The following is a 15,921-nucleotide window of genomic DNA, read 5'->3' on the forward strand; positions in this document are numbered from 1 at the left end:
CGGCGGGCTCAGGCGGGCTGAGACGGGCCGACGGTGCGGGGCGGCCGCGGTCCCGCGGGCCGCCCCGGCGCGGCGGGACCCGCCTCAGCTCTCCAGAGCGGTGAGCAGCCGCTGGAGGGAGCCGCCGAGGCCCCAGCGTTCCGCGAGACGGCCGAGCGCGGCCGGGTCGCGGGGTGTGCGGGGGAGCGCCGGGTCGAACTCGGGCAGCGGCACGTCGGAGGCGACCCGTACGACCGCGGGCGCCACCGCCAGATACTCCCGGGCCTCGTCCAGCCGTCTGCGCTGCGCGGGGCTGATCTTCGACGCCGGGTCCCCGACGGCGGCCATGATCCCGGCGAGATCGCCGTGGGCGGCGAGCAGCTTGGCGGCGGTCTTCTCCCCGATACCGGGGACGCCCGGCAGGCCGTCGCTGGGATCGCCCCGCAGCAGCGCCAGCTCGGCGTAACCGGCGCCGTCCACCCCGTACTTCTCGCGGAGGGCGGCCTCGTCGACGAGTTGCAGGGTGCCGACGCCCTTGACGGGGTAGAGCACCCGAACCCCGCGGGCGTCGTCCACGAGCTGGTAGAGATCGCGGTCCCCGGTGACGATGTCCACCGGGCCCCGGGCGCGGGCCGTGAGGGTGCCGATCACGTCGTCCGCCTCGTAGCGGGGGACGCCGACGCGGGCGATGCCGAGGGCGTCCAGCACCTCCTCAATGACGGGCACCTGCGGGGAGAGGGTGTCGGGCACCTCCTCGGTGTCCGGGCCGCCGGGCTTCTCCTCGGCGACCCGGTGCGCCTTGTAGGTGGGGATCAGCTCGACCCGCCACGCGGGCCGCCAGTCGGCGTCCATACAGGCCACGAGGTCGTCCGGGTGGTGGTCGTGGACGAGCCGGGCGATGAAGTCCAGCAGTCCGCGCACGGCGTTGACGGGGCTGCCGTCGGGGGCCCTCACCGAATCGGGCACCCCGAAGTAGGCGCGGAAGTAGAGGCTGGCGGTGTCGAGAAGCATCAGGCGTCGGGTCACGCACCCGATGATGCCCCAGGGCACCGACAGCGCCGGGCGGCGCCGGGCGGTGCCCGGGCGGTGCGGGCGGCCCCGGGTCCCCCGGGAAGGGTCCGCCTCCGGCCGCGGCGCGCGGTTCCCCGTCCGGTGGGGGCGGTCCGAGTCCGGCGGCTCCGGTCCGCCGGGGCCCGGGGCGCGGAAATCCGGTTGGGTCCGCCGCCGCCCGCGGGACAGAATGCCGGAGGCGGGCCGGCGCGGCCCGGCCCGTCCGGCCGTTCACGGGGGTGCGGCCGGACGGGGATGCCGGGCGCGCGGGCCCCTTCAGCGGGCGGCCCGGACCAGGGTCTCCATCACGCGCGGATCGTCACCGGCCTCCGGGTGCCACTGCACGCCGAGCACCAGCCCCGGGGCCCCGGGCAGTTCGACCGCCTCCACGGTGCCGTCCTCGGCGTATGCGCCCGGAACCAGCCCGCGGCCGAGCCGGTCCACCGCCTGGTGGTGGTAGCTGGGCACGGTGACCGCCTCCGGCAGGGCCCGGGCCAGCGCGGTCCCCGGCACCGGCTTCACCACATGCGACCCGAAGACCCCGGGCGGCCCGCCGTGCGCACAGCCGGGCCCGGCGGTCTCGGGCAGGTGCTGGACCAGGGTGCCGCCCAGCACCACGTTCAGCAGCTGCATGCCCCGGCAGATGCCGAGCACCGGCGTGCCGGACTCCAGCGCGGCCTCCAGCAGCGCGCTCTCCCAGGCGTCCCGTTCACGCGCGGGCGGCCCGGTCATGGGGTGCGGGGCGGCCCCGTACCGCACGGGTTCCACATCCGGGCCGCCCGCGACGACGAGGGCGTCGAGCCGGGCGATCACGGCGGCGGCCGCGGCCGGCTCGTCCGGCGGCAGCATCGCGGCGAGGCCGCCCGCGCGCTGGACAAGCCGGTGGTAGCCGGACGGCAGCAGGGCCGCGCTCTGCTCCCAGACGCCCCAGCGCGCCACGGCTTCGAGATAGGTGCTCACGCCGATCAGCGGCCTGGGCTCGGTCACGGTCGGGCTCCTCCCGTCGGTCGCGGTCCGGGTCTCCGGCTCGCGGGTCCGGGTGCGGTGTACGGGGCCCGCGCCGGGCCCGTACCGCCCCCGTCTCCGTTCCCGCCGCCGGTTCCGTTCCGCTCCTGCTCGTGTATCGGTCTCCGTCCGCGTCCCGGCGCGCCTGCGGTTGCTGCGGCCGGGCGGCCGGCGTCAGTCGCGTTCCAGTTCGGCCTCGGCGGCGGCCAGTGCGGCGAACTCCTCCTCCGGCGCGGCGGCGACGAGCCGGTGGCGGCTGTAGAAGGCAAAGTAGGCCACGGCGACCGCGTACACCCCGAGGGTGATGAGCGCGGCGTCCTGGTCCACCAGGAAGGTCGCGACCAGCGCCGAGCAGGCCAGGACGAACGCCACCGCGGAGGTGGCCGCGCCGCCCGGCGTGCGGTACGGCCGCGGCAGGTCCGGCTCGCGGCGGCGCAGCACGATGTGCGAGAGCGACATCAGGGCGTAGGAGATGGTGGCGCCGAGGACGGCGACGTTGAGCATCCGGGCGCCGTCGCCCGTCGCCGCGGCCAGGGAGAAGCCGATCGCGCCCGGCACGAGCAGGCCGAGCCAGGGGGCCTTGCGGCGGCTGGTGAGGGAGAGGAAGCGGGGGAGGTAGCCGGCCCGGGAGAGGGCGAAGAGCTGCCGGGAGCCCGCGTAGACGAGGGAGAAGAAGGAGGCGACCAGGCCGGCCAGTCCCGCGTAGTTGACGAAGCGGCTGAGCGGGGTCGGCCCGCCGTCCCCCTGCAGGGCGGCGACCAGCGGGTTGCCGGCGTCCTGGATGGCGGCTGAGCCGCGTGCGCCGGTGGCGGCGAGGAAGGTGATCAGCGCGAGCAGCAGCAGGATCCCCATGGACAGGGCCATGGCCCTCGGCAGGGTGCGGGCCGGGTCGCGGGTCTCCTCGGCGGCCAGCGGCACGCCCTCCACCCCGAGGAAGAACCACATGCCGAACGGGAAGGCGGCCCAGATGCCCAGCAGCCCGAACGGCAGCCAGGAGCTGGAGCCGAAGGCGTCCGGGTCGGCCGGGATGTCGTTGAGGCCGGAGGCGTCGAACTCGGTGAACGCGCCGACGGCGAAGATCAGCAGAGCGGCCACGGCGATCCCGGTGACGACGAAGCTGAACCGCAGGGCCTCGCCGACGCCCCACAGATGGATGCCGACGAAGACCACGAAGCAGGCGAGTTGCAGCGGCCAGCCGGACTCCAGGCCGAACAGGCCGAGGGATTCCACGTAGTCGCCGATGAAGATGGAGATGGCCGCCGGGGCGAGGACGTACTCGATGAGGATCGCGGTGCCGGTGAGGAAGCCGCCCCAGGTGCCGAGGGCCCGCCGGGCGAAGCCGTAGCCGCCGCCCGCGGTGGGCAGGATCGCGGCCAGTTCGGCCAGGGCGAAGACCATGCAGGTGTACATCAGGCCCATGAGGACGGTGGCGACGGCGAGTCCGCCGAAGCCGCCCTCGGCGAGGCCGAAGTTCCAGCCGGAGAAGTCGCCGGAGACGACGTACGCGACGCCGAGGCCGGTCAGCAGCAGCCAGCCGGCGCTCCCCTGGCGCAGCGAGCGCCGCTCCAGGTAGCCGTGGTGCGGGTGGTGTCCCTGCGTGCCGGTGCCGGGGGAGCCGCCGCCCGGCGGTGCGGTGGTCGGGGTTGCGGGGCGCGAGTCGATGCCATCGGCCATGAGCCGCTCCTGCCTGGGGGCAATGGTTTAGCGCCATACCATTGCCCCGGTGGGCGGCCGTGCGCAAGGGGTGTGCGTTAACCGCCGGTAAACACCTGGCGGCCCGCGCTCCGCGACGGGCCATGTCTTCCCCGCCCGGTGGGCCCCATGCCGTACGGGGACGGGGCCGTCCGTACGGGGGCCGGGCCGGTTGTCCGAGTCCGGCCGGCTGTTCGGAGGCGCGCCGGCCGTGCGGACGGGCCCGCGCCGGGGCCCGGGTGCCGGGTGCCGCGCCCCGGGCGCCCGCTCCGGCCCGGACCGCGGCGCCGCCCCCGCCCGGCTCAGGCCAGGAACCCCCGCAGCAGCGACGCCGTGCCCGCGCAGTGCTCGCGCATCACCTCGCGGGCGCCGTCCGCGTCGCCCTCCAGGACGGCCTCCACCAGCGCCGTGTGCTGCCGCTGCGAGTGCTCCAGGTTCCGCACGAGCAGCGGGATGCGGTCCAGCAGGTCGTTCAGGGAGGCCCGGACGGCGGCGTACTGGGCGGCCAGGGTGGGGGAGCCGCTGAGCTCCGCCAGCGTCAGGTGGAGCAGGGTGTCCAGCCGCCGGTAGTCCGCCGGGGTCGCGTCGCGGGTGGCGGCCAGCGCGGCGCGCAGCCGGTCCGCCGAGCGGCCGGTGAGGCCGTCCTCCGCGCACAGGCCGGCCGCCCCGACCTCCAGCACCTCACGGAACCGGAGCGCGTCCTCGACGTCCACCTCCGCGATCCGCCGCCGCAGTCCGGCCTCCGCGCCGCCGCCCGCTCCGGGGCCCGGCAGGACGAACGTTCCGCCGTAGCGGCCGCGGCGGCTCTCGACGAGCCCCTGGTCGGCGAGCACCTTCAGCACCTCCCGGAGCGTCACCCGGCTGATGCCCAGCCGCCCCGCCAGCTCCCGCTCCGACGGCAGCCGCCCGCCCTGCGGGACCAGGCCCAGGCGCAGCACCTGGAGGATCTGCTCCAGCGCCTCCTCGAAGCCGTTGCCCGCCCGGACCGGGCGCAGCACCGGCGCCAGCCGGTCCGCGCTCCCGGGCTCCACGCCACCGGGCTCCACATCACCGGACTCCGCGCCCGGCGCGCCGTCCCCGCTCATGGCCACCTCTTCCCAGCCAATGGTCTCAGCGGCTACCTTATGGCCTCCGGTACCGCGGCGACACGGCGGGAGACCTCCTGCCCGCTCCGCCCGCGCGCCCCGGACCGGCTCCGGACCCCAGGGAGGACACACCGTGGCAGGACGCACGCCCCCGCTCTCCGTCGCGGAACTGCGACGGCTCGCCGGCAGCGGCGAGATCGACACCGTCGTCCTCGCCTTCACCGACATGCAGGGCAGACTCCAGGGCAAGCGGTTCGCCGCCCCGTTCTTCCTCGACGAGGTCCTGGAGCACGGCTCCGAGGGGTGCAACTACCTCCTCGCCGTGGACGTCGACCTCAACACCGTCGACGGCTACGCCATGGCCTCCTGGGAGCGCGGCTACGGCGACTTCCGCATGACCGCCGACACCTCCACCCTGCGCCGCACCCCGTGGAACCCGGGCACCGCCCTGCTCACCGCCGACCTCTCCTGGCACGACGGCACCCCCGTCGCCGCCTCGCCGCGCCAGGTGCTCCGCCGCCAGCTCGACCGGCTCGCCGAGCGCGGCTGGACCGCCCAGGTGGGCACCGAGCTGGAGTTCATGGTGTTCAGGAACTCCTACGAGGAGGCCTGGGACGGCGGCTACCGCGGGCTGACCCCCGCCAACCAGTACAACGTGGACTACTCCGTCCTCGGCACCGGCCGCGTCGAACCGCTGCTGCGCCGCATCCGCACCGAGATGGCCGCCGCGGGCCTGGTCGTGGAGTCCGCCAAGGGCGAGTGCAACCTCGGCCAGCACGAGATCGCCTTCCGCTACGACGACGCCCTCACCACCTGCGACCAGCACTCCGTCTACAAGACCGGGGCCAAGGAGATCGCCGCCCAGGAAGGAGTGGCCCTCACCTTCATGGCCAAGTACGACGAACGCGAGGGCAACTCCTGCCACATCCATCTCTCCCTGCGCGACGGCGCCGGCCGCCCCGTCCTCGCCGACGACTCCGGCCCGTACGGCATGTCCGCGACGATGCGGCACTTCCTCGCCGGACAGCTCGCCGCGCTGCGGGACTTCACCCTCCTCCACGCCCCCAACATCAACTCCTACAAGCGCTTCCGCCCCGGCTCCTTCGCGCCCACCGCCGTCGCCTGGGGGCCGGACAACCGCACCTGCGCGCTGCGCGTCATCGGCCACGGCCGCTCCCACCGGCTGGAGAACCGGCTGCCCGGCGGGGACGTCAACCCGTACCTCGCCGTCGCCGGCATGATCGCCGCCGGGCTGTACGGCATCGAGAACGAGCTGGACCCGGGTGAGCCCTGCACCGGCAACGCCTACGCGGGCGACGCCGAGCACGTCCCCACCACGCTCCGCGAGGCCGCCGACCTCTGGGAGGCCAGCCCGCTCGCCCGCGCCGCCTTCGGCGACGAGGTGGTCGAGCACTACCTCACCATGGCGCGCGTCGAGCAGCGGGCCTACGACAGCGCGGTCACCGACTGGGAGCGCTACCGCTCCTTCGAGCGGATGTGACGCGCGCCGGACCCGCCCGGGACCCGGCACCGGCCACCATGGGCGCCGGAGACCGCGGCGGGCGAGAACGGCACACGCCGGCAGACCACACCAGCACAGCACGACAGGGGCGACCGGGCCCCGGGGAGAGCGGACAGCGTGCACCAGCTTCGCGTGATCAACCCCGCGACCGAGGAGACCGTCGCGACCGTCCCGGCCGCCACCGCCGAGGACGTCGCCACCGCCGTGACCCGGGCCGCCGCGGCCCAGCGCACCTGGGCCGCCCTCGCGCCCGCCGACCGGGCCCGGCTGCTGCGCCGCTTCGCCGCCGCCGTCGACGGGCGGCTGGAGGAGCTGGCGCGGCTGGAGGTGACCGAGGCCGGGCACCCCCTCGGCAACGCCCGCTGGGAAGCCGGCAATGTGCGGGACCTGCTCGACTACGCCGCCGGGGGAGTGGAGCGCCTCACCGGCAGCCAGATCCCGGTCGCGGGCGGGGTGAACCTCACCTTCCGGGAGCCGCTGGGCGTCGTCGCCGTCATCGCACCGTGGAACTTCCCGATGCCCGTCGCCGCCTGGGGCACCGCCCCCGCCCTGGCGGCGGGCAACGCCGTCCTCCTCAAGCCCGCGGAGACCACTCCGCTGACCGCGCTGCGCCTGGCCGAACTGGCACGCGAGGCCGGACTGCCCGAAGGGCTCTTCCAGGTGCTGCCCGGCACCGGACCCGTCGCCGGCAACGCCCTCGTCGAGCACCCGGACGTCGCCAAGGTCGTCTTCACCGGCTCCACCGCCGTCGGGAAGTCCGTCATGGCGAAGTGCGCGGCGCACGTCAAGCGCGTGACGCTCGAACTGGGCGGCAAGAGCCCCAACATCGTCTTCGCCGACGCCGACCTCGAACGGGCCGCGGCCGCCGCCCCCGGCTCCTTCCTCGACAACACCGGCCAGGACTGCTGCGCCCGCAGCCGCATCCTGGTGCAGTCCTCCGCCTACGACCGGTTCATGGAACTGCTCGAACCCGCCGTGCACGCCTTCACGGCCGGCGACCCGGCCGACCCCGCCACCCTCATGGGCCCGCTGATCTCGGCCGCCCAGCGGGAGCGCGTACGGTCCCACGTCCCCGAGGACGCGCCCGCCGCCATCCGCGGCACGGCCCCCGCGGGCAGGGGCTTCTGGTACCCCGCGACCGTCCTGGATGCCGCCGGGGCGGGCAGCGCCGCCGTCGAGGAGGTGTTCGGGCCCGTCGCCGTCGTCCAGCGCTTCGAGGACGAGGCGGAGGCGGTACGGCTGGCCAACGCCACCCGCTACGGGCTGTCCGGCTCGATCTGGACCCGGGACACCGGACGGGCCCTGCGGGTCTCCCGCGCGGTGGCGGCCGGCAACCTCTCCGTCAACTCGCACAGCAGTGTGCGCTATTCGACCCCGTTCGGCGGCTACAAGGAGTCCGGGATCGGGCGGGAGCTGGGCCCGGGGGCGCTGGCCGCCTTCACCGAGACCAAGAACGTGTTCATCAGCACCGAGGACTGAGGGCGCCCGGGGGCACGCCCGTGCGCCCGGCGTCCGGGAGCGCCGGCCCCCGCCACCCGCCACCCGCAGCCCGCCACCCGCAGCCCGACCCCCGGCACCGACCAGCGAGGAGAACCGCCGTGACCGATCAGCCCCTGTGCCGCCGCCTCCCCGGGCGCACCGCCGTCGTCACCGGAGCGGGCAGCGGTATCGGCCTCGCCGCCGCCCGCCGGCTCGCCTCCGAGGGCGCCAACGTCGTCTGCGCGGACCTCGACGAGCGGGCCGGCAAGGCCGTCGCCGAGGAGACCGGCGGTCTGTTCACCGCCGTGGACGTCACCGACGAGAGCCAGGTCGAGGCGCTGTTCCGGACGGCGTACGAGACGTACGGCTCGGTCGACGTGGCCTTCAACAACGCCGGGATCTCGCCCCCCGACGACGACTCGATCCTCACCACCGGCCTCGACGCCTGGAAACGCGTCCAGGAGGTCAACCTCACCTCCGTCTACCTCTGCTGCAAGTACGCCATCCCGTACATGCGGCGGCAGCGGAAGGGCTCGGTGATCAATACGGCGTCCTTCGTCGCCAGGATGGGCGCCGCCACCTCCCAGATCAGCTACACCGCCTCCAAGGGCGGCGTGCTCGCGATGTCCCGCGAACTGGGCGTGCAGTTCGCCCGCGAGGGCATCCGCGTCAACGCCCTGTGCCCCGGGCCGGTCAACACCCCGCTGCTGAAGGAGCTGTTCGCCAAGGACCCGGAGCGGGCCGCGCGCCGGCTGGTGCACATCCCCGTGGGCCGTTTCGCCGAGCCGGAGGAGATCGCCGCGGCCGTCGCCTTCCTCGCCAGCGACGACTCCTCCTTCGTCAACGCGGCGGAGTTCCTGGTCGACGGCGGGCTCGCGGGCGCGTACGTCACCCCGCTCTAGCGGGGCGGGGCGGTACGGGCACGGTGGTACGGGGGACGCCGGCTGCGAGGACTGGTGTACGAACCGTAACCGTCGCCGTAGGCTGATCGCGTGAGCATGACGACACCCCCCGGCTGGTACCCGGACCCCGGACACACGGGCGGCGGCCCGGCCCTGGAACGCTGGTGGGACGGTTCCGGCTGGACCGACCACACCCGGCAGGCACAGGCCGCCGCCCCGGCCGCGGCCGCCCCGCCGGGCGGTTTCGGCGGCATGGCCGGCTTCGGCCCGCCCGAGCCGCCGGACCTGCCCCCGTACGACATCCGGGACCGGCCGCCGTCCCCCGGCGCCTCGCGCGGCACGAAGCTCGCCGTGCTGGTCACCGCGGCGGTGGTGCTGGTCGCGGCCATCGCCGGCGGCATCGTCCTGCTGGACGACGGCGACGGATCCGGCACCGCGTCCTCGCCGGGGCCGGGCCTCTCCGCCCCGCCCGCCCCCACCACCCCCTCCCCGTCCCCGCCGGACGGCGGCGACGGCAGCCCGGAGGCCTCCCCGGACGACTCCCCGGACGGTGGCGGGGGGCTCCCGCCCGAGTCCGGCGACCGTGCCATGGACGCCGTCAACGGCATCTACCTCCCCGTGCCCGAGGGCTGGGAGGGCCGCAGCGGCGCCAACGGGGCGGGCCTCACCACGGGCCCGTACCCCTGCCCCGGCGACAAGAAGCTCAAGTGCGTCCGCGGCGGCGTCAACTCCCAGGCGGCGGAGGGCCACAAGGCCACCACGGCCAAGGGCGTCGCCGAGGAGGACATCGCGAAGAACGCCGAGGCCTCCTACGGCAAGAGCCCCAGCAGCGGCAGCGACGCCTACGGCGGCATCACCTCGCGCAAGGAGGTCAAGTCCGAGCCCGTCACGGTCGCCGGCGAGCAGGGGCATCTGGTGCGCTGGAAGCTCTCCACGGCCGAGGGCGCGGGCGGCTATGTGCAGTCGGTCGCCTTCCCCTCGCCGCTGGACCCCGAGAAGTTCGTGGTCATCCGCTTCGGCTTCGACGCCGGTGAGAAGGCCCCGGACCTCTCGGAGATGGACGCGATCACCGCGGGCGTCGAACCGCTGACCGCGCCCGGGGGGACGGCCGGACGCGAGGTCTGAGCCGGCAGCCGGGCCCGCCCGCGGGCCCGGCGGGAACGGTCAGAGGAAGGTCTGCCCCTCGCCCCGGTAGGTCGGCACCGAGGCGACCACCCGGTCGTCCTCGACCAGCAGCAACTCCTCGAACCGTTCGCACAGTTCACCGGCCTTGGCGTGCCGGAACCACACCTTGTCCCCGATCGCCAGCTCGTCCGCCGCCCGGCCCAGCAGCGGCGTCTGCACCTCCCCGGCGCCCTCCCGCGGCTCGTAGCGCAGCCCCTCCGGGAGGTGGGGTACGGGCAGCCGGTCCCGCCCCGCCGCGCCGGACGCCGGATAGCCGCCGCCCAGCACGGTCGCGACCCCGGGCCCCGGGCGGCGGACGACGGGCAGCGCGAAGAGCGCCGCCGGGCGGCCCCGGAACGAGGTGTAGTCGTCGAACAGCCGCGGCATGAACAGACCCGAGCCCGCGGCGATCTCCGTCACCGCGTCCTCGGCCGCCGTGTGCTGCACGCTGCCCGTGCCGCCGCCGTTGACGAACTCCAGCTCCGGCGCCACGTCCCGTACCGCGCGCACCGCCTCCGCCCGCCGGGCCGCGAGCTCCCGCCGCGCCGCCGCCTGCATCAGCCGCACCGCCCGGGAGCGCAGCGGCCGGCCCGCGACCGCGTCACCCACCCCGGCCACATGCCCCTCGTACGCCATCAGCCCCACCAGCCGGAAGCCGGGACGGCGGGCGACCGCGCGGGCCAGCTCCGCCAGCTGCTCCGGCGCGTGCAGCGGCGAGCGGCGCGGACCGATGCGGACCCGCCCGCCCAGCAGCCACAGCGAGGTGTCCAGCTCCAGGCAGACCCGGACCTCCTGGCGGCCGTCCCCGCCCCGCGCCGCGTCGATCAGATCGAGCTGACGGGTGTCGTCCACCATGACGGTCACCGCCCCCGCGAGCTTGGGGTCGGCCGTCAGTTCGGCGAACCGCGCCCGGTCCGCCGACGGATACGCCAGCAGCACGTCCGCCGTTCCGGAGCGGGCCAGCCACAGCGACTCGGCCAGGGTGAAGGACATCACCCCGCGGAAACCGTCCAGCGCCAGCACCCGGTCCAGCAGGGCCCGGCAGCGCACCGACTTGGAGGCCACCCGGAGCGGTTTGCCCCCGGCGCGGCGGACGAGATCGGCGGCATTGGCGTCGAAAGCCGCCAGGTCGACGATCGCCAGAGGGGCGTCGAAACGGTCGGTGGCCCGGTCGTAGCGGGTCCTGTCTCGGTGCGGGGCGGCCATGCGGTCACCCTGCCAGACGGCATTACCGCTGGGTAGGGGGACGGCTCGGGCAAACCGGCCAAGCAGCCGCTTCGGTTGCCGCGCCGGTGGTTCCGCGTCGTAGAGTGACGCCCATGCCACGGCCTTCCGGTTGCCGGTGGCATGACCGACGATGAAATGGCCTGCCCCGCAAGGTGACCAGCGGCCCGGGCGAGCACGAACCGAAGGGGGGCGGATGAGCGCCGAGGCCCCACGCGCGTCCGCCCGCCGGTCCGAGGACTTCCCGCCCCCACCGCCCGGCAGCCCGCCGCCCTGGCCCGGCCCGCCCCCGCACCCGCCCGCCGCTCCGCCGGGACCCGCGGACGCCACCGCACCGCCCCGGGGGACACCACCGCGGCCCCCGGTACCTCCGCGCCCGGCCGGTGCCCCGCCCCGGCCGGCCGTGCCCCCGCAGCCCCAACAGCCGCCGCCCGCACCGCAGGAGAGCTGGTTCGCCCCGGCGCCCCCCGCGTTCGGGCACGGCGGCACCACCGGGACGGACCGGACGGACCCGGCCGGCGGCGCGCCCCGCCCCCGCTTCGCCTGGGAGGACTGGGAGAACTGGGACGGCGGCCGGCAGGACGGACGCGACGGGCGCGGCCGCGAACTGCCCCGCCTCCCGCTCCGGCAGCGGCTCCGCCGCCTCACCCCCCGGGCGGTGATCGAACGGCTGGCGCGGATACGGCCGCCGGTGCGCACCGCCGGCATCGCCGGCTGCCTCGTCCTCGGCCTCGGCCTGCTCGGCGGGGCCGCCGCGGGAAGCTGGCTGACCGGTGGCACCGGCGAACAGACCGCCGCGGGCAGCGAGTTCACCCGCGCACGCGACCTCTGGCACAGCGTCCCGGTCGACGAGATCTTCCCCCGCTCGCTCTCCGGCGACGGCGCGGGCCCCGGCGGCACCGACCGCACCTGGGTCCGGATCGCCGTCGCCCCGGACGGCGACTGCGCCGCGGCCTTCGACCCGCTGCTGGCCAAGGTCCTCTCCCCGGCCGGCTGCGAACGCCTGCTGCGCGCCACCTACGTGGACGTGACCAGCAGCAGCGTCACCACCGTCGGACTGGTCGTCACCCGGACCGACCGGGCCGCCATGAAGGCGCTCCACGACCGCTTCGAACGGGAGAACCTCGGCGACCGCGCCGATCTGATCCCGCGTCCGTACGCCGCGCCGGACACCCCGGCCGAGGACTTCGGCGACGCACAGCGCGCCTCCTGGACCGTCCGCGTGCTGCCGGACCTCCCGGCCGTCGTCTACGCCGTCTCCGGCTTCGCCGACGGCCGTACGGTGAGCGACCGGCTCTCCGCCGAGGAGGCCACCGCCGACGGCGCGACCGCCGCCCCCGCCCAGGCCGGCCTCGGCCACGACGCCCGGGGCGTCGCGGACCGCGTGGAACGCGGCTTCCGCGACGCCGCCACCGAGGAGGAGCGCGGATGACCCCGGACCCCGCCACCCCGCACGACGGCCCGCAGCACCGGCCGGCGCCGCCCGCCGCCCCGGGGCGGCGCCCCGCCCCGTCCGCGCGCGGCCGGGCGCGGTGGCGGGCGCGGTGGCGGGATGCCGCCGGACCGGCCGCCCGCCGGCCGGCCGGCCGGGTGCGCCGGGCCGCCGCCGCGCTTCTCCTCGCCCTCGCGGCCACCGCCGCGGCCTCCGGCCTGTCCCCGGCCCACGCCGACGCCATACGCGACCAGGAGTGGGCCCTGGACGCGCTCCGCACCGAGCAGGCCTGGCGGACCACCCAGGGGGAGGGCGTCACCGTCGCCGTCCTCGACACCGGCGTCGACGGCGACCACCCGGATCTGACCGGCCAGGTGCTGCAGGGCAAGGACTTCATCGGTTTCGGGGCGCGGCCCGGCGACCGCGCCTGGGCCCGGCACGGCACCGCCATGGCCGGGATCATCGCGGGCCACGGACACGGCCCCGGCAACGGCGACGGGGTCCTCGGCGTCGCCCCGCGCGCCAAGGTCCTCCCGGTCCGGGTCATCCTGGAGGACAGCGACCCGGCCCGTAAGCGGGCCCGCGGCAACCGCGGCGGCGCGCTCGCCGAGGGCATCCGCTGGGCCGCTGACCAGGGCGCCGACGTGATCAACCTGTCCCTCGGCGACGACAGCGAGTCCGCACACCCCGAGCCGGGCGAGGACTCCGCCGTGCAGTACGCCCTCGCCAAGGGCGCCGTGGTGGTCGCCTCCGCCGGCAACGGCGGCGAGGACGGCGACCGGGTCTCCTACCCCGCGGCCTATCCCGGCGTCATCGCCGTGACCGCCGTCGACCGCTTCGGCGCCCGTGCGCCCTTCTCCACCCGCCGCTGGTACGCCACCGTCTGCGCCCCCGGCGTGGACGTCGTCATAGCCGACCCGGACCGCCGCTACTACGAGGGCTGGGGCACCAGCGCCGCCGCGGCGTTCGTCTCGGGCTCGGCGGCCCTGGTCCGCTCGGCCCACCCCGGGCTGAGCCCCGCGCAGGTCAAGAAGCTGCTGGAGGACACCGCCCGGGACTCGCCCCCCGGCGGCCGCGACGACGCCCTGGGGAGGGGCATGGTCGACCCGGCCGCGGCGATCCGGGCGGGCGGCGACCTCACCCCGCGCCCGCAGAAGCCGAGCCCCGTCCCGTACCACAAGCGCTACTTCGGCGCGGGCCCGGCCGGCGACGGGGACGGCGACGGCGGCGGTGCCCTGCCGGCCACGTCCGCCGCCGTGGCGGGCGGCGCCCTCCTCGCCACCGCGGGCGTCCTCTGGCACGCCGGACGCCGCAACCGCGACCCGGACCTCCTCTTCCCCCTGCGCTGAACAGGGTCTTCGCGGGGCGGCGGACCCGGGCCGGGGGCCGCCGCCCCGGCCGATACCCTCGACCCGTGGCCCTCAAGAACATCCCGGAATCCCCCTTCTCCGACGACGACGGCTCCGCCGACCCCCGGCTCGCCGCCGCCCTCACGGCCTACGCCGGCGACCGCGCGGCCGAAGCCGCGGTGCTGTCCGCGCTGCCCGGTACCCGGCTGCTGGTGCCGGTCGTCGCCGTGCTCGGCGAGACCGAGACCGGCGCGGACGGCCTGCGCCGCGAGAAGACCAGCGACATGGCCGTGCCCACGCTCCGGGCCCCCGGCGGCCGCCGCGCCCTGCCGGCCTTCACCTCCACCGAGGCGCTGGCCCGCTGGGACCCGGAGGCCCGGCCGGTCGCCGTACCGTTCCACCAGGCGCTGCGGGCCGCCGCCCACGAGCAGGCCGACACCGTGGTCCTGGACCTGGCCGGCCCGGTGCCGTACGAGCTCACCGGCCCGGTGCTGCTGGCGCTGGCCGAGGGCCGGGAGAGCGCCGACCCGCTCGCGGACCCGGCCGTCCGGGACGCGCTGCGCGCGGTGCTCGCCGCCGAGCCGGACGTCGTCCGGGCCCGGCTCGTCCCGGCGCGGGAGACCGACGGGACCCTCGCGCTCGTCCTCGCCCCGGAGGCGGACGCCCGCGAGGCCACCCGGCGGGTGGCGGGCGCGCTCGCCGCCGACGAGGTGCTGCGGGCCCGGCTGGTGCGCGGGCTGGACCTGGCGCCGCTCCCGGTGGGCACCCCGCTGCCGGGGGAGCCGCTCTTCACCCGGGAGGCGTAACGTCCGGAAACGCCCCACAATGCGGAGAGTCGTCATGATCTCTGTGAGGAGGGCGTCATGGATGCGCGCAAAGCCGTGTCCGAGTTCCTGGGCACGCTGCTGCTGGTGTTCTTCGCGGTGGGTTCGGCCGTACTCGGCGCCGAGTACATCGGCACCGTCGGCATCGCCCTGACCTTCGGCTTCACTCTTCTGGCCCTGGCCTACGCGCTGGGCCCGGTCTCCGGCTGTCACATCAACCCGGCGGTCACCCTCGGCATGCTGATGGCCGGGCGCCTCTCCCCGCGCGCGGCCGTCGAGTACTGGGTGGCGCAGGTGCTGGGCGGCATCACCGGAGCGCTGCTGCTGTTCATCCTGGCCAAACAGGTACCGGGCCTGGAGACGAGCGGCGCCTTCGGCAGCAACGGCTACGGGTACCGCTCCCCGGTCGGCGTCAACACCTTCGGCGCGCTGGTCGCCGAGACCGTCCTGACCTTCCTGCTGGTCTACGTGATCCTGGACGTCACCCACCGGGTCGCGGTGGTCGGCTTCGACGGCCTGGCGATGGGCCTGGCGCTGGCCGCGGTCCATCTGGTCGGCATCCCGCTCACCGGTACGTCCGTGAACCCGGCCCGGTCCATCGGCCCCGCGATCTTCGCCGGCCCGGACGCCCTGGCGCAGCTCTGGCTGTTCATCCTGGCGCCGCTGGCCGGCGGGGCGCTGGCCGCGGTCGTGCACGGGGTGACGCACCCGGCCGGGGAGCCGCGGCAGATCGCCGACGAGGCCGCGGCCGCGGACGCCGGGGGCGGCGGCCGGCGGTGACCGGCCCGGGCCCCGGCCCCGGCCCCCGCTCCCGGCCTCAGCCGAGGACGGGCCCGGTGAACTTCTCGCCCGGGCCCTGGCCCGGCTCGTCCGGCACCACGGACGCCTCGCGGAAGGCGAGCTGGAGCGACTTGAGCCCGTCCCGCAGCGGTGAGGCGTGGTACGAGCCGACCTCGGTGGCGCCGGCGGTGACCAGCCCGGCCAGCGCGGTGATCAGCTTCCGGGCCTCGTCCAGGTCCTTGTGCTCCGGGCCCTCCTCGGCGAGGCCGAGGTTGACCGCCGCGGCGCTCATCAGGTGCACCGCCACCGTCGTGATCACCTCGACGGCGGGGACCTCCGCGATGTCCCGGGTCATGCTGTCGAAGTCGGGGCCGGGCTCGCCGGGTCCGGGGGAGGCGGGCTGCTGCGGAGGAACGTCACTCATGGCTCGGCTT

14 protein-coding genes are annotated in these 15,921 nt (G+C 76.1%); 8 read left to right on the forward strand and 6 right to left on the reverse strand.

Annotation, left to right across the window (positions count from 1 at the left end):
* Window positions 1–84: 84 nt before the first annotated feature.
* From LIX60_RS27180 to LIX60_RS27200, 4 genes are all read right to left on the reverse strand, one after another.
* The gene (locus LIX60_RS27180) at window positions 85–990 is read right to left on the reverse strand and encodes a 5'-3' exonuclease (protein ID WP_265585840.1); all 906 of its coding nucleotides are present in this window, start codon (window positions 988–990) and stop codon (window positions 85–87) included.
* A 315-nt stretch (window positions 991–1,305) separates the two neighbouring features.
* Window positions 1,306–2,016, reverse strand: coding sequence for a gamma-glutamyl-gamma-aminobutyrate hydrolase family protein (locus tag LIX60_RS27185; RefSeq protein WP_227961498.1), 711 nt, complete (start codon window positions 2,014–2,016; stop codon window positions 1,306–1,308).
* A gap of 192 nt (window positions 2,017–2,208) precedes the next feature.
* Entirely contained in the window at window positions 2,209–3,708 is a 1,500-nt protein-coding gene (eat, locus tag LIX60_RS27195; protein WP_227961500.1) for an ethanolamine permease, read from the reverse strand.
* A 320-nt stretch (window positions 3,709–4,028) separates the two neighbouring features.
* Window positions 4,029–4,811 (reverse strand): FadR/GntR family transcriptional regulator, encoded by a 783-nt coding sequence (locus LIX60_RS27200; protein WP_227961503.1) that lies wholly within the window; start codon window positions 4,809–4,811, stop codon window positions 4,029–4,031.
* 133 nt (window positions 4,812–4,944) lie between these two features.
* On the opposite strand from LIX60_RS27200, the gene LIX60_RS27205 reads away from it, so the two are divergent.
* From LIX60_RS27205 to LIX60_RS27220, 4 genes are all read left to right on the forward strand, one after another.
* Window positions 4,945–6,312 carry a glutamine synthetase family protein gene (locus tag LIX60_RS27205; RefSeq protein WP_227961505.1) on the forward strand — a complete coding sequence of 456 codons (1,368 nt, stop codon included), beginning with the start codon at window positions 4,945–4,947 and terminating at the stop codon, window positions 6,310–6,312.
* Window positions 6,313–6,450: 138 nt separating this feature from the next.
* Window positions 6,451–7,812, forward strand: coding sequence for an aldehyde dehydrogenase (locus LIX60_RS27210; protein ID WP_227961507.1), 1,362 nt, complete (start codon window positions 6,451–6,453; stop codon window positions 7,810–7,812).
* Window positions 7,813–7,931: 119 nt separating this feature from the next.
* Entirely contained in the window at window positions 7,932–8,714 is a 783-nt protein-coding gene (locus tag LIX60_RS27215; protein WP_227961509.1) for a 3-oxoacyl-ACP reductase, read from the forward strand.
* A 96-nt stretch (window positions 8,715–8,810) separates the two neighbouring features.
* The gene (locus tag LIX60_RS27220; protein ID WP_227962944.1) at window positions 8,811–9,839 is read left to right on the forward strand and encodes a DUF2510 domain-containing protein; all 1,029 of its coding nucleotides are present in this window, start codon (window positions 8,811–8,813) and stop codon (window positions 9,837–9,839) included.
* Between the two features lie 39 nt (window positions 9,840–9,878).
* On the opposite strand, the gene LIX60_RS27225 is transcribed toward LIX60_RS27220, so the two are convergent.
* Window positions 9,879–11,084 carry an amino acid deaminase/aldolase gene (locus LIX60_RS27225; protein WP_227961511.1) on the reverse strand — a complete coding sequence of 402 codons (1,206 nt, stop codon included), beginning with the start codon at window positions 11,082–11,084 and terminating at the stop codon, window positions 9,879–9,881.
* A gap of 421 nt (window positions 11,085–11,505) precedes the next feature.
* On the opposite strand from LIX60_RS27225, the gene LIX60_RS27230 reads away from it, so the two are divergent.
* The 4 genes from LIX60_RS27230 (at window position 11,506) to LIX60_RS27245 (ending at window position 15,487) form a co-directional block, all read left to right on the forward strand.
* A complete protein-coding gene (locus LIX60_RS27230; RefSeq protein WP_227961513.1) occupies window positions 11,506–12,534 on the forward strand; it encodes a hypothetical protein in 1,029 nt (342 codons plus the stop codon).
* A 158-nt stretch (window positions 12,535–12,692) separates the two neighbouring features.
* On the forward strand, window positions 12,693–13,883 hold the full coding sequence (gene mycP / locus LIX60_RS27235) for a type VII secretion-associated serine protease mycosin (protein ID WP_374117993.1): 1,191 nt from the start codon (window positions 12,693–12,695) through the stop codon (window positions 13,881–13,883).
* Between the two features lie 65 nt (window positions 13,884–13,948).
* Complete coding sequence (locus LIX60_RS27240; protein WP_227961518.1) at window positions 13,949–14,689, forward strand: SseB family protein; 741 nt, start codon at window positions 13,949–13,951, stop codon at window positions 14,687–14,689.
* A gap of 57 nt (window positions 14,690–14,746) precedes the next feature.
* Entirely contained in the window at window positions 14,747–15,487 is a 741-nt protein-coding gene (locus LIX60_RS27245; protein WP_227961520.1) for an MIP family channel protein, read from the forward strand.
* Window positions 15,488–15,524: 37 nt separating this feature from the next.
* Here the strand turns inward: LIX60_RS27245 and LIX60_RS27250 are convergent, their stop codons facing one another.
* Window positions 15,525–15,911 carry a DUF1844 domain-containing protein gene (locus LIX60_RS27250; protein WP_019708839.1) on the reverse strand — a complete coding sequence of 129 codons (387 nt, stop codon included), beginning with the start codon at window positions 15,909–15,911 and terminating at the stop codon, window positions 15,525–15,527.
* Window positions 15,912–15,921: the final 10 nt, after the last annotated feature.

This window comes from Streptomyces sp. S07_1.15, from assembly GCF_020739505.1.
Classification (GTDB): Bacteria; Actinomycetota; Actinomycetes; order Streptomycetales; family Streptomycetaceae; genus Streptomyces; species Streptomyces xinghaiensis.

Excerpts from the sequence above, each read along its gene's own strand:
- LIX60_RS27180 (WP_265585840.1), bottom strand. The coding sequence starts at position 990 with ATGCTTCTCGACACCGCCAGCCTCTACTTCCGCGCCTACTTCGGGGTG.
- eat (WP_227961500.1), bottom strand. The coding sequence starts at position 3,708 with ATGGCCGATGGCATCGACTCGCGCCCCGCAACCCCGACCACCGCACCG.
- LIX60_RS27200 (WP_227961503.1), bottom strand. The coding sequence starts at position 4,811 with ATGAGCGGGGACGGCGCGCCGGGCGCGGAGTCCGGTGATGTGGAGCCC.
- LIX60_RS27220 (WP_227962944.1), top strand. The coding sequence starts at position 8,811 with ATGACGACACCCCCCGGCTGGTACCCGGACCCCGGACACACGGGCGGC.
- LIX60_RS27225 (WP_227961511.1), bottom strand. The coding sequence starts at position 11,084 with ATGGCCGCCCCGCACCGAGACAGGACCCGCTACGACCGGGCCACCGAC.
- LIX60_RS27245 (WP_227961520.1), top strand. The coding sequence starts at position 14,747 with ATGGATGCGCGCAAAGCCGTGTCCGAGTTCCTGGGCACGCTGCTGCTG.
- LIX60_RS27250 (WP_019708839.1), bottom strand. The coding sequence starts at position 15,911 with ATGAGTGACGTTCCTCCGCAGCAGCCCGCCTCCCCCGGACCCGGCGAG.